Genomic DNA, 13,540 nt, shown 5'->3' with positions numbered 1-13,540 from the left:
CCGCTCAGCTCCAGGGACCGCGCGAGTGCGGACCGTCGCCGCGGCCGGCGCTCGGCACACGCCAGCCCCGCTGGCCGGCGGGCGAGGGGGCGACGCGGGGGCGGGGTGCGGTGCGGGTGAAGCTGGTGCCACCGCCGGTGCCGGTTTCGGCCGCAAGGCGCTGCAGCGCGGCAATGCGGTTGCCGGTGTCGGGGTGGGTCGAAAACAGGTTGTCCATGCGCTGCCCGGAAAGGGGGTTGACGATATACATGTGCGCCAGTGCGGGATTGCGCTCGGCGGCGACGTTGACCTGCCGGCCTGCCAAGGTCGCGATCTTGTGGAGCGCCGAGGCAAGAGAGAGCGGGTCTGAGGAGATCTCGGCGCCATCCTTGTCGGCCTCGTATTCGCGGGTGCGGCTCACGGCCATCTGCACCATCATGGCAGCGACGGGCGCGAGGAACACCATCAGCAGGGTGCCAATGCCGCCGAGGGGATTGTCGCGGTTGTTGCCGCCGCCGAAGAACAGGCCGAACTGGGCCAGGGCCGAGATGGCGCCGGCAAGGGTCGCCGTCATGGTCATGGTGAGGGTGTCGCGCGAGCGGATATGGGCCAGTTCGTGGGCGACCACGGCGGCCACTTCGCGGGTGTCGAGGTGGCGCAGCAGGCCGGTCGACACGGCGACGGCAGCGTTCTGGGGGTTGCGGCCGGTGGCGAAGGCGTTGGGCTGATCGGTCTGGATCACATAGACCTTGGGGGTGGGGATGCCGGCCTTGCGCGACAGGGTGTCGACCATGTCGTAGAGCTCGGGCACGCGGGAGCGCTCGACCGGCACGGCGTTCTGCATCCTGAGCACCATCTGGTCGGAGTTCCAGTAGGCGAACAGGTTGGTCACGGCGGCGAAGGCCAGGGCGATCATCATGCCGGAGGTGCCGCCGATGAAATAGCCCACCACCATGAACAGAGCCGTCATGGCGGCAAGCAGGACAGTGGTGCGCATGAAGTTGGCCATCGGAACCCCTTGGGCTGGGACGTAACGGCAATTATGTTGTGTGTCCAAGGGTTCCCTGCAAGCACGGGCCGAAATGGATAGCGACGACACCAACACAGACCAGACCGGAGCGCCGCCCAAGGTGCTGACCCCGGCGGCGCAGCGGGCGCTGGCGGAGGCCGAAGCGCGGCGGCAGGCGATCGACGCCAAGACCGCCTTTGCGCCGGCGGAGAAGGGCGGCCGCGGCGGGCTCGAGCCGGTGCGCTATGGCGACTGGGAGATCAAGGGCATCGCCGCCGACTTCTGAACGAGCGCCGGCACCCGCCGGCTTTCGCCGTCGGTTGAGAGAGGAGCGGGCCCCGAGGCGGTGCCGCCTCTGAGGATTTAGTAGTGAGACGACCTCGCCTCGGGGCGCCGGGATTTTAGAACGGGGTGCAGCGACTCCATTTCGGACAGGGGGTGCGGGCCTTACCGCACCTCGCCGAACCTGAGCGGCTCACCCAGAGCCCAGGGAAAGAGCGACCTCCCCCTGCCCGGCCGTCCTTCCGCCACTGGTCGCTGCAGGCCGCCCCGCGCGGAAGAGATGGGTGGGAGTATGGGGCATGTGGAGGGAGCGGGGATAAGGGGGATAGATTGAGGGGCTGGTGGGTGTTGGGAGAGCCCCCACCTAACCTCCCCCGCACGCGGGGGAGGGACGGATCGAGTGTGCGGAGGTGCCGTGGCAGGCTCCATGCAGCTCCTCCCCCGCTTGCGGGGGAGGTTGGGTGGGGGTGTGAGTTCACAACAAGCTCTATGTCATTCCCGCGAAGGCGGGAATCCGGCCTGAGATGCTTGCACCACCATCTAGCGGCTGTGGAGGCATCTCGAGATGGGCCCCCGCTTTCGCGGGGGTGACATCGAGTGTGGGGTGGGGGTGGTGAAGGGCGAGAGATCGCACACCCCCACCTAGCTGTCGAAGCTATGAAGGTTGTTCACTCGGGGGCGCGGTGAGAAGCTGGGGTTGCGAAGCCAACCAGCGATCAGCGAGGTCCGCGAATGAACGTCCATAAGAATGCGCGTTTGACGCCGTCCGGTCGAGTGCTTTTGGTGCAACGGATAGAGGGTGGCTGGCCGGCCTGGCGGGCTGCTGCGGCGGCGGGTGTTTCGGTGCGGACGGCCTATCGCTGGTTGCACCGCCATCGTCTGGGCGACGGTGAGTTTGTATGATCGCAGCTCTGCACCGCATCACTGCCCGCACCGTCTTGCCGGCGATGTTATTGCCGCGATCGAGCGGTTGCGCCGCCAGCGCCAAAGCGGTCCGTCGATCGCCCAGGCTTTGAACCTGGCACGTTCGAGCGTTGGCCTGGTGCTGCGCCGGATCGGGCTGAACCGGCTGGAGCGGCTTGAACCCAGGCCAGCGGCCGTCCGCTACGAACGTGAACGCCCCGGCGAGTTGGTGCATATCGACATCAAGACCTTGGGTCGCTTTGAACGCAGTGGCCATCGGGTGACCGGCGCGCGCATCGAGCACAACAGAGGACGGGGCATTGGCTGGGAGCACCTGCACGTGGCCGTCGATGATGCCAGTCGGCTGGCCTATACCGAAGTGCTGCCCAGCCTGGGCAAGGAAGATGCCACGGCCTTTCTCAGCCGGGCGCTGGGCTGGTTCGAACGGCTTGGCGTGACCGTCGAGCGCGTCATGACCGACAACGTCCTAGGTCACAAAGAGACGCGATATCGGGGCAAGCAGGTCTCGATGCGGGAGTTTGCACCCGCGGAGTGATCATCGTCAATCCAGGCGGCTTCCACCGGTCAGGAAGAGCTCTCTGCCATAGCAAACACAGGGTCCATAGGCGTTCTAGCCTTGGCCCTGACCGTCCTTAAAACGAGATGCAGATCCAGGTGGAAGACCCAAGCATTATCTACAGGGTCGCGCTTTGCGCCCTAATGGCTCCACAGAGAGGGGTTCTCCCACCTGGCACCGTCCCCTCGAAAAAGGGGCGGTAGTCGGCACCGCTTTTGATGACGGCGTGGACAACACGCGCCATCTTGGCGGTTATAGCGGTGAGCGCCTTGCGCCGCAGATCGGGGTTGTCCCGGTCACGAGCTATGTAGCGCTCGAACTTGTCGCGAAAGCTATTCTCCTTCTGGCGAATGGCCACCTGCGCGGCTAACCACAGGGTCCGCCGCAAGCGTGCATTGCCATACTTGGACAACTTGGTTCGGCCGCGAAACACACCGGACTGGTGCGTGGACAGGTCCAAACCGCAGAACTTGAGGAACTGGCGGTGATGACCGAAGCGGCTGATGTCGCCAGCTTCGGCGATGATCGACAAGGCGTTGATCGGGCCGATGCCCGGGATCTTGCGCAGCTGCTGGTAATCAGGACTGTGCGCCAGCATGGTATCGGCCATCTTCTCGATGGTATCGCGCTGCCGGATCAGGCTGCGTGCCTCGGCCAGCACCATCCTGAACATGGTGATGGCAGGAGCGTTGAGCGGGATGGGAAGACCTATGGATGTTCTTGCGGTCTGATAAATATCGGCCAGCAGCCTCGCCTTGGATACCTTGCGGCCAACGACGTGCCAGGCTGCCTCAATAAAGGCTGCTTCATCCATGACGGTGATGCTGGCCGGCGTGGGGAACACTTCCAGGAAGGCAAAGAACCAGTCGCTGCGGCTGCTCTGCCGGAAGCGCTCGGCCTCTGGGAAATAGAGCGGCAGGTAGTGGCTCTGGATCCGGTGCAGGATCTCGGTCTTGGATCGGGAGATCGCCTCATGGGTTTTGGATAGTTCCTGCACGTCATTGATCCCGGCCAGCAGCGGGTCATGATAATGCTGAGTGGCGCCAATCCGCAGCATATGCAGGATGACCTGTGCGTCCTTGGGATCGTTCTTGTCCCAGCTGTTGTGCAGTGCCTCTCGGGTGCGCGCCGCAGCCATTGAGGAGACCAGCCGAACTTCGAAGCCGGCCTGGATCAATCGCCAGGCGATGGGCCGGTGGTAGTTGCCGGTCGCCTCGAAACCGCAGATCACCGTCTTGCCGGTGTCGAGCAGCAGGGCGATCAGCCGGTCATGATCCTCGCGGGCATTGCGGATCGTGAGCTTGCGCCGGCGTTGCCGGCCCGGGATCTCGATCAGGACTTCGTTGCGAGCCTTGGCAACATCGATCGCTACCAGTACGGCGTCGGCTGGCGTAGTCTGCTTATTGGTCATGGTCGGTCAGTCTCCAAACGAGGCATTGAACACCTCCAGTTTAGAGACCTGCTGGTCGGCCATGGCCACGCGAAGCGGCGCTGCTCCGCAACCCTGGCCAGTTCCGCTGCGCCGCTTCCCAATGTGCTATGGTTCTGCCTATAGTTCCAGGCTCTTCGCGCAAACCATCCAAGCCGCAGGTGTTCGCCACATCCGTACCCGGCCCTATCGGCCGCAAACCAATGGCAAGGCTGAACGCTTCATCCAGACAACACTGCGCGAATGGGCCTATGCCCACCCCTATCAGACATCCGAACACCGAAAACAGGCCATCGGCCCATGGACCGATGCCTACAATCAGCAAAGACCCCACTCAGGCATCGGAGGGAGAACACCCTTCCAACGACTGACAGACCTTCTTGGAAACGACACCTAGCCCCCCCTGAAGGGGGAGGGACGGGCTGGTGGTTGGTCAAAGCAGCGAGGCAAGCTGGATGCGGCTCCGCCCCCGCTTGCGGGGGAGGTTGGGTGGGGGTTCTTCGCAACAAACTCGGTGTCATTCCCGCGGAGGCGGGAATCCAGCCTGATGCTTGCACTACCATCTGGCGGCCGTTGGGGCATCTCAGGATGGGCCCCCGCTTTCGCGGGGGTGACACCGAGTGGGTTGGGAGGGGGAGGTGAGGGGCGAGAGATCGCAAACCCCCACCTTATCTCCCCCGCAAGCGGGAGAGGGGAGGCTGGATTGCAGATGAACTTTCACCACCATCTGGCGGCCGTTGAGAGATCTCAGGATGGGCCCCGGCTCAAGGCCGGGGTGACATCGAGTGGGTGGGAGAGGTGGTGAAGGGCGACAGCATCGCACCTCACTCTGCCATCCGATCAGCCTCTTGCGGCTTCGATGGCGGGGAGGAGTTCGGTTTCTATGGCGTCGGGGGTCAGGGGGCCGACGTGCTTGAAGGTGATGATGCCGTTGGCGTCGACGACGAAGGTCTCGGGGACGCCGTAGACGCCCCAGTCGATGGAGACGCGGCGGTCGCGGTCGGCGCCGATGCGGTCATAGGGATTGCCGAGTTCGTCGAGGAAAGCGCGGGCGTTTTCGGGGGCGTCGGCCTGGTTGATGCCGAAGAGGCGCACACCGGTCTCCGCCTTGAGATCCACCAGCAGCGGATGCTCGGCGCGGCAGGGGATGCACCAGCTCGCCCAGACATTGACCACGGTTGGCTCGCCCTTGAGGGCGGCGGTGTCGAAGCTGGGGGTGGCGAGGCCTTCCACGGCCGGCATGCTGAATTGCGGCGCCGGCTTGTCGATCAGGACCGAGCGGATGAGTTGCGGGTCGCGGTCGATCGAGGAGGCGAAGACGGCAACGAGGCCGGCGAGCAGGATCAGCGGCAGCGCGAACAGGACGTAGCGCATCAGGTGCGGGTCCGCTCGCGCAGGCGATCGAGCTCGGCGAGGCGCCGGTCGGTGCGCCGGGCGGAGGTGACGGTCCAGGTGATCAGGCCGGCAATGGCAAGCGCCACCCCGGCATAGGACCAGAGAATGAAGGCGGCGTGCTGGCCGAGTTCGATCATGACGTCACCGCCTTGCCGGCGCCGAGCACCAGTTTTCGCTCGAGCGTGGTGATGCGGCGGCGCTTGATCTCGGTGTGGATGCCCTTGAGCTGCAACACCCCGAACAGGAAGGTGAAGGCGAAGAACATCACGAACAGCGGCACGAGGATGGAAGGCGGCATGGTGGGGCCGTCCGGACGGAAGACGCTGGCGGGCTGGTGGAGCGTGTTCCACCAATCGACCGAGAACTTGATGATCGGGATGTTGATGGCCCCGACCAGGGTGAAGACGGCGACGACGCGGGCAGCGCGGAGCTGATCGTCGAAGGCGCGCCAGAGGGCGATGATCCCGAGATAGATGAAGAGGAGCACGAGCGTCGAGGTCATGCGCCCGTCCCACTCCCAATAGGTGCCCCAGGTGGGACGGCCCCAGAGCGAGCCGGTGAACAAAGCGAGGGCGGTGAAGGTGGCGCCGAGGGGCGCGGCGACCTTCATCGACACGTCGGCCATGGGGTGGCGCCAGACCAGGGTGCCGATGGCGGAGGCGGACATCACCACATAGACGAACTGCGACAGCCAGGCATTGGGCACGTGGACGTACATGATGCGGACGGTGTCGCCCATCTGGTAGTCGGCCGGGGAGTTGAAGAAGGCGAACCACAGCCCGGCGAGGAAGAGCAGGGCGGTCAGCACGGCCAGCGGCATGATCCAGGGGCGGGTGATGCGGGTGAACTCGCCGGGATGGGCGAAACGCTGCCACCAGCTCTGCTTTTGTGTGGTGTCGATCGTCATGCGCGGGCTCTAGTCCTCCGCCGAACTTATCGCAAGCGCCGCGGCAAAGGGAGCGAATGCCACAGACGTGAGGCTCAATGCCGCAAGCAGCAGCAGGGCGGAGCCGGCCTGCTGGCCGCCGATGCTGCCGGCGCCGAAGATGAGCACGGGAACCGACAGGGGCGCAACCAGGATGGGCGCGACCAATCCGCCGCGCCTGAGGCCGACCGTGACAGCGGCACCGACGGCGCCGAAGGCGGCCAGAGCCGGGGTGCCAAGCAGCAGCGACAGCATGGTGCCGACCATCATGGAGCCATCCATGGCCAGCAGCACGGCGACGAAGGGCGAGGCAACGAGCAGCGGCAGGGCGGCGACCAGCCAGTGGACCAGCATCTTGGCGGCAACCACGGCCGACATGGGCAGGCCGGAGAGGCGGAGCAGGGCCAGGGTGCCGTCCTCGTGGTCAGGGCGGAACAGCCGGTCGAGGCCGAGCAGCATGGCGAGGAAAGCGGCGATCCAGACGATGCCGGGGGCGATACGGGCGAGGAGTTCCTGGTCGGGGCCGACGGCGAAGGGAACGATGGCGCCGGTGATGACGAAGAACAAAACCAGCGTCAGCACGTCGCCGCCGCCACGCCCGACCTGGCGGAGTTCGTGACGAAGAAGGGCGAGGAAGGCGCTCATCGAGCCGGCTCGATGGTCAGGTGGTCGACCGTGGCGGGGTCGAGGGCGAGCGGATCGTGGGTGGCGGCAACCGCGAGGCCGCCGCCGGCGAGGTGTTCGCCGATCAGGGCGGCGACCAGCGCGTGACCTTCGGCGTCGAGGGCGGCGGTGGGTTCGTCCAGGAGCCAGACCGGACGGCGTGTGACCAGCAGACGGGCAAGGGCGAGCCGGCGGGTCTGGCCGGCGGAGAGATAGCCCGCATCGAGATGGGTGATCGCGCCGAGCCCGACCCGCTCGAGGGCGGCGGAGGATTCGATGCCGGTCGGACCGTTGACGCCGGCCCAGAAGTCGAGGTTTTCGCGCACCGTCAGCCGCGGCTTGACGGCATTGCGGTGGCTGAGGAGGTGGACGCCGTCTTCGGCCTCGATCTCGACCGTGCCGGCGAGCGGGGCGACGAGGCCGGCGAGGGTCAGGAGCAGGGTGGACTTGCCGGCGCCGTTGGGACCCCGGAGTACGAGGCAGCGGCCGGATCCGACGGTGAGATCGAGCCCCACGACGAGGGGCATGCCGCCGCGCCCGCAGGCGAGCGCCGTGGTGCGCAGATATGGCCGGACTTGCCCTTGGGTCATGACCCCTTCTCGTATTGAAGCTGTGGCGAGACTGGCAAGACCAATCTTGTTTCACTATAAGCCGTCTAGATTGGACTCATTCCAGGATAGGCGGCGCCAGCAGCGGCTTTCGGGCCGCACGATCCCCGGCGCCGCCCACAGAAAAAAGGGCGGAGCACCGTGACCTCAGTAAACAGCTTCAATGCCAAGTCGACGCTCACCGTCGGCGGCAAGACCTACACCTATTATTCCATCGCCGAGGCCGAGAAGAACGGGCTCGAGGGGGTGTCGAAGCTGCCGCACTCGATGAAGGTCGTGCTCGAGAACCTGCTACGCTTCGAGGACAACCGCACGGTCACCAAGGCCGATATCCTTGCCGTGGCCGAATGGCTCAAGACCCGGACCTCCGAGCACGAGATCTCCTACCGCCCGGCGCGCGTCCTGATGCAGGACTTCACCGGCGTGCCGGCGGTGGTCGACCTCGCCGCCATGCGCGATGCGACCGCCAAGCTCGGTGCGAACCCCCAGAAGATCAACCCGCTGGTGCCGGTCGACCTCGTCATCGACCACTCGGTGATGGTGGACTCGTTCGGCAATGCGCTGGCCTTCCAGCAGAATGTCGAGCTCGAATATGAGCGCAATGGCGAGCGCTACGAGTTCCTGCGCTGGGGCCAGTCGGCGTTCGACAATTTCCGCGTGGTGCCGCCGGGCACCGGCATCTGCCACCAGGTGAACCTCGAATACCTGGCGCAGACGGTGTGGACCAAGGACGAGAACGGCGAGACCGTCGCCTATCCCGACACGCTGGTGGGCACTGACTCCCACACCACCATGGTCAACGGCATGGCCGTGCTGGGCTGGGGCGTGGGCGGCATCGAGGCCGAGGCGGCGATGCTGGGCCAGCCGATCACCATGCTGATCCCCGAAGTCGTCGGCTTCAAGCTGACCGGCAAGATCAACGAGGGCATCACCGCCACCGACCTGGTGCTGACGGTCACCGAGATGCTGCGCAAGAAGGGCGTGGTCGGCAAGTTCGTTGAATTCTACGGCCCCGGCCTCGACTATCTGAGCCTCGAGGACCAGGCGACCATCGGCAACATGGCGCCGGAATACGGCGCCACCTGCGGCTACTTCCCGGTCGATGCCGATACGCTGAAATACCTCGCCACCACCGGCCGCGATCCGGAGCGGGTGGCGCTGGTGGAAGCCTATTCCAAGGCGCAGGGCATGTTCCGCGAGACGAGCTCGCCGGACCCGGTGTTCACCGATACGCTCGAACTCGATCTCTCGACCGTGGTGCCGTCGATCTCGGGCCCGAAGCGCCCGCAGGACCGGATCGTCCTGGCCCAAGCCAAATCGAAGTTCGCCGAGGCGCTGCCGAAGGAATTCGGCAAGACCGACGACCCGAAGATTGCCGTCGAGGGCGAGGACTACGAAATCGGCCATGGCGACGTGGTGATCGCCGCCATCACCTCGTGCACCAATACGTCGAACCCGTCGGTGCTGGTCGCCGCGGGCCTCGTCGCCCGGAAGGCACGGGCGCTGGGCCTCAACTCCAAGCCGTGGGTGAAGACCTCGCTGGCACCGGGCTCGCAGGTGGTGACCGACTACCTCACCGCCGCCGGCCTGCAGGACGATCTCGACGCCATCGGCTTCAACCTCGTCGGCTATGGCTGCACCACCTGCATCGGCAATTCCGGCCCGCTGCCGGCGCCGATTTCGAAGGCCGTGCAGGCCGGTGACCTGGTCGCCGCCTCGGTGCTGTCGGGCAACCGCAACTTCGAAGGCCGCGTGAACCCGGACGTCAAGGCGAACTTCCTCGCTTCGCCGCCGCTGGTGGTGGCCTATGCGCTGGCCGGCTCGATGAAGATCGACATCACCACCGAGCCGCTCGGCATCGGCTCCAACGGGCAGCCGGTCTATCTCAAGGACGTCTGGCCGACCAACCACGAGATCGCCGAGATCGTGCGCGAGTACGTGACCGCCGAAATGTTCCGCAAGCGCTACTCGGACGTGTTCAAGGGCGACGAGAACTGGCAGGCGATCCAGATCGAGGGCGGCGAGACCTATGGCTGGAGCTCCAGCTCCACCTATGTGCAGAACCCGCCCTATTTCGAGGACCTGACGATGGAGCCCAAGCCCGTCACCGACATCAACGGTGCGCGCGTTTTGGCGCTGTTCCTCGACTCGATCACCACCGACCACATCTCGCCGGCCGGCTCGTTCAAGCCGAACACCCCGGCCGGCCAGTACCTCATCGAACGCCAGGTGGCACCGAAGGACTTCAACTCCTATGGCGCGCGCCGCGGCAACCACGAAGTGATGATGCGCGGCACCTTCGCCAATATCCGCATCAAGAACCAGATGCTGCCGGGGGTCGAAGGCGGGTTCACCAAGGGTCCGGACGGCTCGCAGATGCCGATCTACGACGCCGCGATGGCCTATCAGGGGCAGGGTACGCCGCTCGTCATCTTCGCCGGCAAGGAATACGGCACCGGCTCGTCGCGGGACTGGGCGGCCAAGGGCACCAACCTCCTCGGCGTCAAGGCGGTGATCGCCCAGAGCTTCGAGCGCATCCACCGCTCGAACCTGGTCGGCATGGGCGTTATCCCGCTGCAGTTCAAGGAGGGCGAGAGCTGGCAGACGCTGGGACTCGACGGCTCGGAAACGATCGACATCGTCGGGGTCGAGACCATCACGCCGCGCGCCATCGTGCCGGTGAAGATTACCCGTGCGGACGGCTCCTCGATTACCATCGAGACCCGCTGCCGGATCGATACCGCCAACGAGCTCGACTACTTCAAGAATGGCGGCATCCTGCACTACGTGCTGCGCAGCCTCGTTGCCGCGTAAGCAGCGCTTACTTTCCAACGTCAAATGGCGGTCCTTCGGGGCCGCCATTTTCGTTTGAAGGGCAGCAGTACGGCCATGGCGTCGTTCCCGCGAAGGCGGGAATCCACTTCGGCGATCTCTCGGGGGAAGGGTGGATCCCCGCCTTCGCGGGGATGACGTTGGGAAGGAGATGGGGGAATGCAAGGGCAAGAAGCCCGCCCTCTGCGTCCGTGCCATCGTGTCACCCGCTTTTGACTAGCAGCGCGGGTTGGGGCAGGCTTACAACCGTGCCCATGACTTCGAGACTTCCCCTTACGGCCGCGCTGGCGGCTACGGCCGTTCTGGCCCTGTGCCTGCCGTCAGCGGCAGAGGAATTGCGCGTGCGTCCCAAGGCGGTGGTGGAACTGTTCACCAGCCAGGGCTGCGCGCAGTGCCCGCCGGCCGATGCGCTGCTGACCGCCCTGGCCGAAGAGGACGACGTGGTGGCGCTCGCCTACCATGTGGACTACTGGGACTATGTGGGCTGGACCGACACTTTCGGCAGCCCGGAATTCTCCGACCGGCAGCGCGCCTATGCCAAGAGCTGGAACTCGTCGCGCATCTTCACGCCGCAGATGGTGATCAACGGCGCCAAGGGCGTGGTCGGATCGCGCCGCAACGAGGTGCATGGGGCGGTCGACGGCGCCAACCTGCCGCTGGCGATGGACCTGGCGCTGGTGGGTGACGGCAACATGCTGAAGGTGACCATCCCGCCCGATCCGGCGCTGGAAGACGCCATGGTTTGGCTGGTGACCTATCGCGACCGTGCGGAAGTGAGCATCGACAGCGGCGAGAATGCCGGCAAGTCGATGGTTTATACCCAGGTGGTGGCGGAGCGGCAGCTACTCGGCATGTGGGAGGCCGCGACCGGGGCGGAGCACAAGCTGCCGCTGGCGGAACTGCTGGACAACGGCGAGGATGGCATCGCCATCCTGGTGCAGCAGGAACATTCGAGCCTGCCGGGGCCGATCCTCGGCGCTGCCGCCTACGAACCCTGATTGCTCAAAAAGAAGCTCCCGTTCCGGGGGAAACGGGAGCAGGGGACTGACTGGTCAACTTGGGCGGACGGCACCGGGGCGTCATGTTGGGGGCTCGGTCGGCCCCGGTGCCGGCCACTGGAGGCAATGGTTGTAACCTGACCTGTGTTTCGGGCGCAGTGAGGGACAAAATGTGACCGAAATCGGGTTTTTGCGTTGTCGCCCTGAACGGCGCATTGCGCTTGCACCCGCCCCGGAATGCCGCGATCATGACGGCGCGTTGACAAGGAGAGCATCGGACCAGTGCCGATCCGCCCACACCAGCCAAACACTTCGCTGAGCCTCGTGCATTCGGCCGAGCCGTCACCGCAAGTGCCCTCGCATGCCCGTGCGGCTACCGTCGTGGCATTCGATCGCCGCGAACTGGCGCTGATCCTTTCGGTTTATGGGCGCAAGGTGAGCCAGGGCGAGTGGCGCGACTATGCCATGGATTTTTTGCGCGAGCGGGCGGTGTTCTCGGTCTATGCGCGCGGGTCGGAGCGGCCGCTGTTCCTGATCGAGAAACAGCCCAAGCTCAGGAACCGGCAGGGCCAGTACTCGGTGACCAACCAGCAGGGTCGCATCCTCAAGCGCGGCCACGATCTCGGGCAGGTGCTGCGCGTGCTCGACCCGCAACTGGTGGTGATCGGGTGAAGATCGTCGTCCGCCGCGCCAGCGAGGCGGATGCGCCGGAGATGAGCCGGATACTGATCGCCTCCATCACCGAACTCTGCTCGGCCGATCACCACGATGATCCGTCGGCGATAGCGGCCTGGACCGCCAACAAGAGCGAAGCCGGCGTGCTGGCGATGATGGCGCTAGCTGACAGCGAGTTCTATGTCGCCGAGCGTGATAGCGTGGTACTGGCGGTCGGCGCGATTCAGGGGGATACGATCGGGCTCAACTATGTCGACCCGCAACACCGGCGCATGGGCGTGAGCCGGGCGCTGATGCTGGGGCTCGAGGATGTTCTCAGAAACCGAGGCGTCGCCGTGGCGCGGCTCAAGAGCACCGCCACGGCCCATGATTTCTACAAGGCACTGGGTTGGAGCGATGTTGGGCCGGCGGCCCAGGGGCGGTTCATCTCGGCCTATCCGATGCGCAAGGTGTTGAGCGGCCGCTGAGCCCCCTGCGGCTCAGGCGCCCACGGCGACGTCGAGCGCCAGTTCCACCATCTCCCTTAGCGAGCTCTGCCGCTCGTCGGCGCTGATCTCCTGGTGGGTGATCAGGCAGTCGGTCATGGTGCACACGGTCAGTGCCTTCACTCCGAAGCGGGCGGCCAGCATGTAGAGGGCGGCCGCCTCCATCTCGACGCCGATCACGCCGTGATCGAGCAGCGCGCCATAGCCTTCGAGACCCGGCTCGCGATGGTAGAAGATGTCGGAGGAGAGCATGTTGCCCGCATGGTAGCGGAAGCCACGGGCCTCCGCCTTGTCGGCCGCAGCGCGCAGCAGGCCGAAATCGGCGATTGGCGCGAAGTTGTAGGGGCCGAACCGGTCCTTGACGATGCCGCTGTCGGTGGTGGCGGCCTGGGCGAGGACGAGATCGCGCACCTTCACCTTGGCGTTGAGGCCGCCGCAGGTGCCCACCCGGATCAGGGTCTTGCTCCCATAGACGTTGATCAGCTCGTGCACATAGATGCCGAGCGAGGGCTGGCCCATGCCGGTGGCCTGCACGGAAACCGGCTTGCCCTTCCAGGTGCCGGTGAAACCGAGGCAGTTGCGGACCGAATTGACCTGGCGGGGCGCTTCGAAGAAGTTTTCGGCAATCCACTTGGCGCGCAGGGGATCGCCCGGCAGCAGCACGGCCTCGGCATAGTCACCCGGTTTGGCGTGGTTGTGCGGCGTGGACATAGGCGGCTCCCTTACATGCGGTCTGGCGCCATCCTTGCCACCGGCAGCCCAGGATGACAACGCCTGGCC

At 65.6% G+C, this 13,540-nt stretch carries 16 protein-coding genes; 8 read left to right on the top strand and 8 right to left on the bottom strand.

Features of this window, described 5'->3' with window-relative positions:
* Positions 1-4 precede the first annotated feature (4 nt).
* Positions 5-988: a zinc metalloprotease HtpX gene (gene htpX / locus ACFSX5_RS08395; protein WP_386832823.1), complete on the bottom strand. Its 984-nt coding sequence runs from the start codon at positions 986-988 to the stop codon at positions 5-7.
* Positions 989-1,061: 73 nt separating this feature from the next.
* Between htpX and ACFSX5_RS08390 the strand changes: the two genes are divergently transcribed.
* The 3 genes from ACFSX5_RS08390 to ACFSX5_RS08380 all read left to right on the top strand — a co-directional run bounded on the left by ACFSX5_RS08390 (position 1,062) and on the right by ACFSX5_RS08380 (position 2,729).
* Positions 1,062-1,274, top strand: a complete 213-nt coding sequence (locus tag ACFSX5_RS08390) for a DUF1674 domain-containing protein (RefSeq protein WP_386832822.1) — start codon at positions 1,062-1,064, stop codon at positions 1,272-1,274.
* A 728-nt stretch (positions 1,275-2,002) separates the two neighbouring features.
* A complete protein-coding gene (locus ACFSX5_RS08385) occupies positions 2,003-2,173 on the top strand; it encodes a leucine zipper domain-containing protein (protein ID WP_386832821.1) in 171 nt (56 codons plus the stop codon).
* A complete protein-coding gene (locus ACFSX5_RS08380) occupies positions 2,166-2,729 on the top strand; it encodes a hypothetical protein (RefSeq protein WP_386832820.1) in 564 nt (187 codons plus the stop codon). Before ACFSX5_RS08385 ends, ACFSX5_RS08380 begins: the two co-directional genes overlap by 8 nt.
* 139 nt (positions 2,730-2,868) lie before the next feature.
* On the opposite strand, the gene ACFSX5_RS08375 is transcribed toward ACFSX5_RS08380, so the two are convergent.
* Positions 2,869-4,161 carry an IS110 family transposase gene (locus ACFSX5_RS08375; protein ID WP_386832819.1) on the bottom strand — a complete coding sequence of 431 codons (1,293 nt, stop codon included), beginning with the start codon at positions 4,159-4,161 and terminating at the stop codon, positions 2,869-2,871.
* Here ACFSX5_RS08375 and ACFSX5_RS08370 point away from each other — a divergent pair.
* Positions 4,160-4,576 (top strand): integrase core domain-containing protein, encoded by a 417-nt coding sequence (locus ACFSX5_RS08370; RefSeq protein WP_386835604.1) that lies wholly within the window; start codon positions 4,160-4,162, stop codon positions 4,574-4,576. The two genes, ACFSX5_RS08375 and ACFSX5_RS08370, sit on opposite strands and share 2 nt — an antisense overlap.
* Before the next feature lie 443 nt (positions 4,577-5,019).
* On the opposite strand, the gene ACFSX5_RS08365 is transcribed toward ACFSX5_RS08370, so the two are convergent.
* The 5 genes from ACFSX5_RS08365 to ccmA are packed head-to-tail and all read right to left on the bottom strand — an operon-like array spanning position 5,020 to position 7,752.
* On the bottom strand, positions 5,020-5,553 hold the full coding sequence (locus ACFSX5_RS08365) for a DsbE family thiol:disulfide interchange protein (RefSeq protein ID WP_386832818.1): 534 nt from the start codon (positions 5,551-5,553) through the stop codon (positions 5,020-5,022).
* Complete coding sequence (ccmD, locus tag ACFSX5_RS08360; protein WP_386832817.1) at positions 5,553-5,711, bottom strand: heme exporter protein CcmD; 159 nt, start codon at positions 5,709-5,711, stop codon at positions 5,553-5,555. Before ccmD ends, ACFSX5_RS08365 begins: the two co-directional genes overlap by 1 nt.
* Positions 5,708-6,481 carry a heme ABC transporter permease gene (locus ACFSX5_RS08355; protein ID WP_386832816.1) on the bottom strand — a complete coding sequence of 258 codons (774 nt, stop codon included), beginning with the start codon at positions 6,479-6,481 and terminating at the stop codon, positions 5,708-5,710. The genes ccmD and ACFSX5_RS08355 overlap by 4 nt, the downstream gene beginning before the upstream one ends.
* 9 nt (positions 6,482-6,490) lie before the next feature.
* Complete coding sequence (gene ccmB, locus ACFSX5_RS08350; RefSeq protein ID WP_386832815.1) at positions 6,491-7,144, bottom strand: heme exporter protein CcmB; 654 nt, start codon at positions 7,142-7,144, stop codon at positions 6,491-6,493.
* Positions 7,141-7,752, bottom strand: a complete 612-nt coding sequence (gene ccmA / locus ACFSX5_RS08345; protein WP_386832814.1) for a heme ABC exporter ATP-binding protein CcmA — start codon at positions 7,750-7,752, stop codon at positions 7,141-7,143. The genes ccmB and ccmA overlap by 4 nt, the downstream gene beginning before the upstream one ends.
* A 159-nt stretch (positions 7,753-7,911) precedes the next feature.
* Here ccmA and acnA point away from each other — a divergent pair, with 159 nt between their 5' ends.
* From acnA to ACFSX5_RS08325, 4 genes are all read left to right on the top strand, one after another.
* Positions 7,912-10,584 carry an aconitate hydratase AcnA gene (gene acnA, locus ACFSX5_RS08340; protein WP_386832813.1) on the top strand — a complete coding sequence of 891 codons (2,673 nt, stop codon included), beginning with the start codon at positions 7,912-7,914 and terminating at the stop codon, positions 10,582-10,584.
* A 272-nt stretch (positions 10,585-10,856) separates the two neighbouring features.
* A complete protein-coding gene (locus ACFSX5_RS08335) occupies positions 10,857-11,600 on the top strand; it encodes a DUF1223 domain-containing protein (protein ID WP_386832812.1) in 744 nt (247 codons plus the stop codon).
* Positions 11,601-11,981: 381 nt separating this feature from the next.
* Entirely contained in the window at positions 11,982-12,272 is a 291-nt protein-coding gene (locus tag ACFSX5_RS08330) for a DUF2794 domain-containing protein (protein ID WP_386832811.1), read from the top strand.
* A complete protein-coding gene (locus ACFSX5_RS08325) occupies positions 12,269-12,742 on the top strand; it encodes a GNAT family N-acetyltransferase (RefSeq protein ID WP_386832810.1) in 474 nt (157 codons plus the stop codon). Before ACFSX5_RS08330 ends, ACFSX5_RS08325 begins: the two co-directional genes overlap by 4 nt.
* A 12-nt stretch (positions 12,743-12,754) precedes the next feature.
* On the opposite strand, the gene deoD is transcribed toward ACFSX5_RS08325, so the two are convergent.
* Positions 12,755-13,471: a purine-nucleoside phosphorylase gene (gene deoD / locus ACFSX5_RS08320; RefSeq protein ID WP_386832809.1), complete on the bottom strand. Its 717-nt coding sequence runs from the start codon at positions 13,469-13,471 to the stop codon at positions 12,755-12,757.
* Positions 13,472-13,540: the final 69 nt, after the last annotated feature.

The sequence above is a fragment of the Devosia albogilva genome (assembly GCF_042685625.1).
GTDB classification, from domain to species: Bacteria; Pseudomonadota; Alphaproteobacteria; order Rhizobiales; family Devosiaceae; genus Devosia; species Devosia albogilva.
Note: the sequence above shows the minus strand (reverse complement) of the source record. Positions and strands in the feature narration are given on the sequence as shown.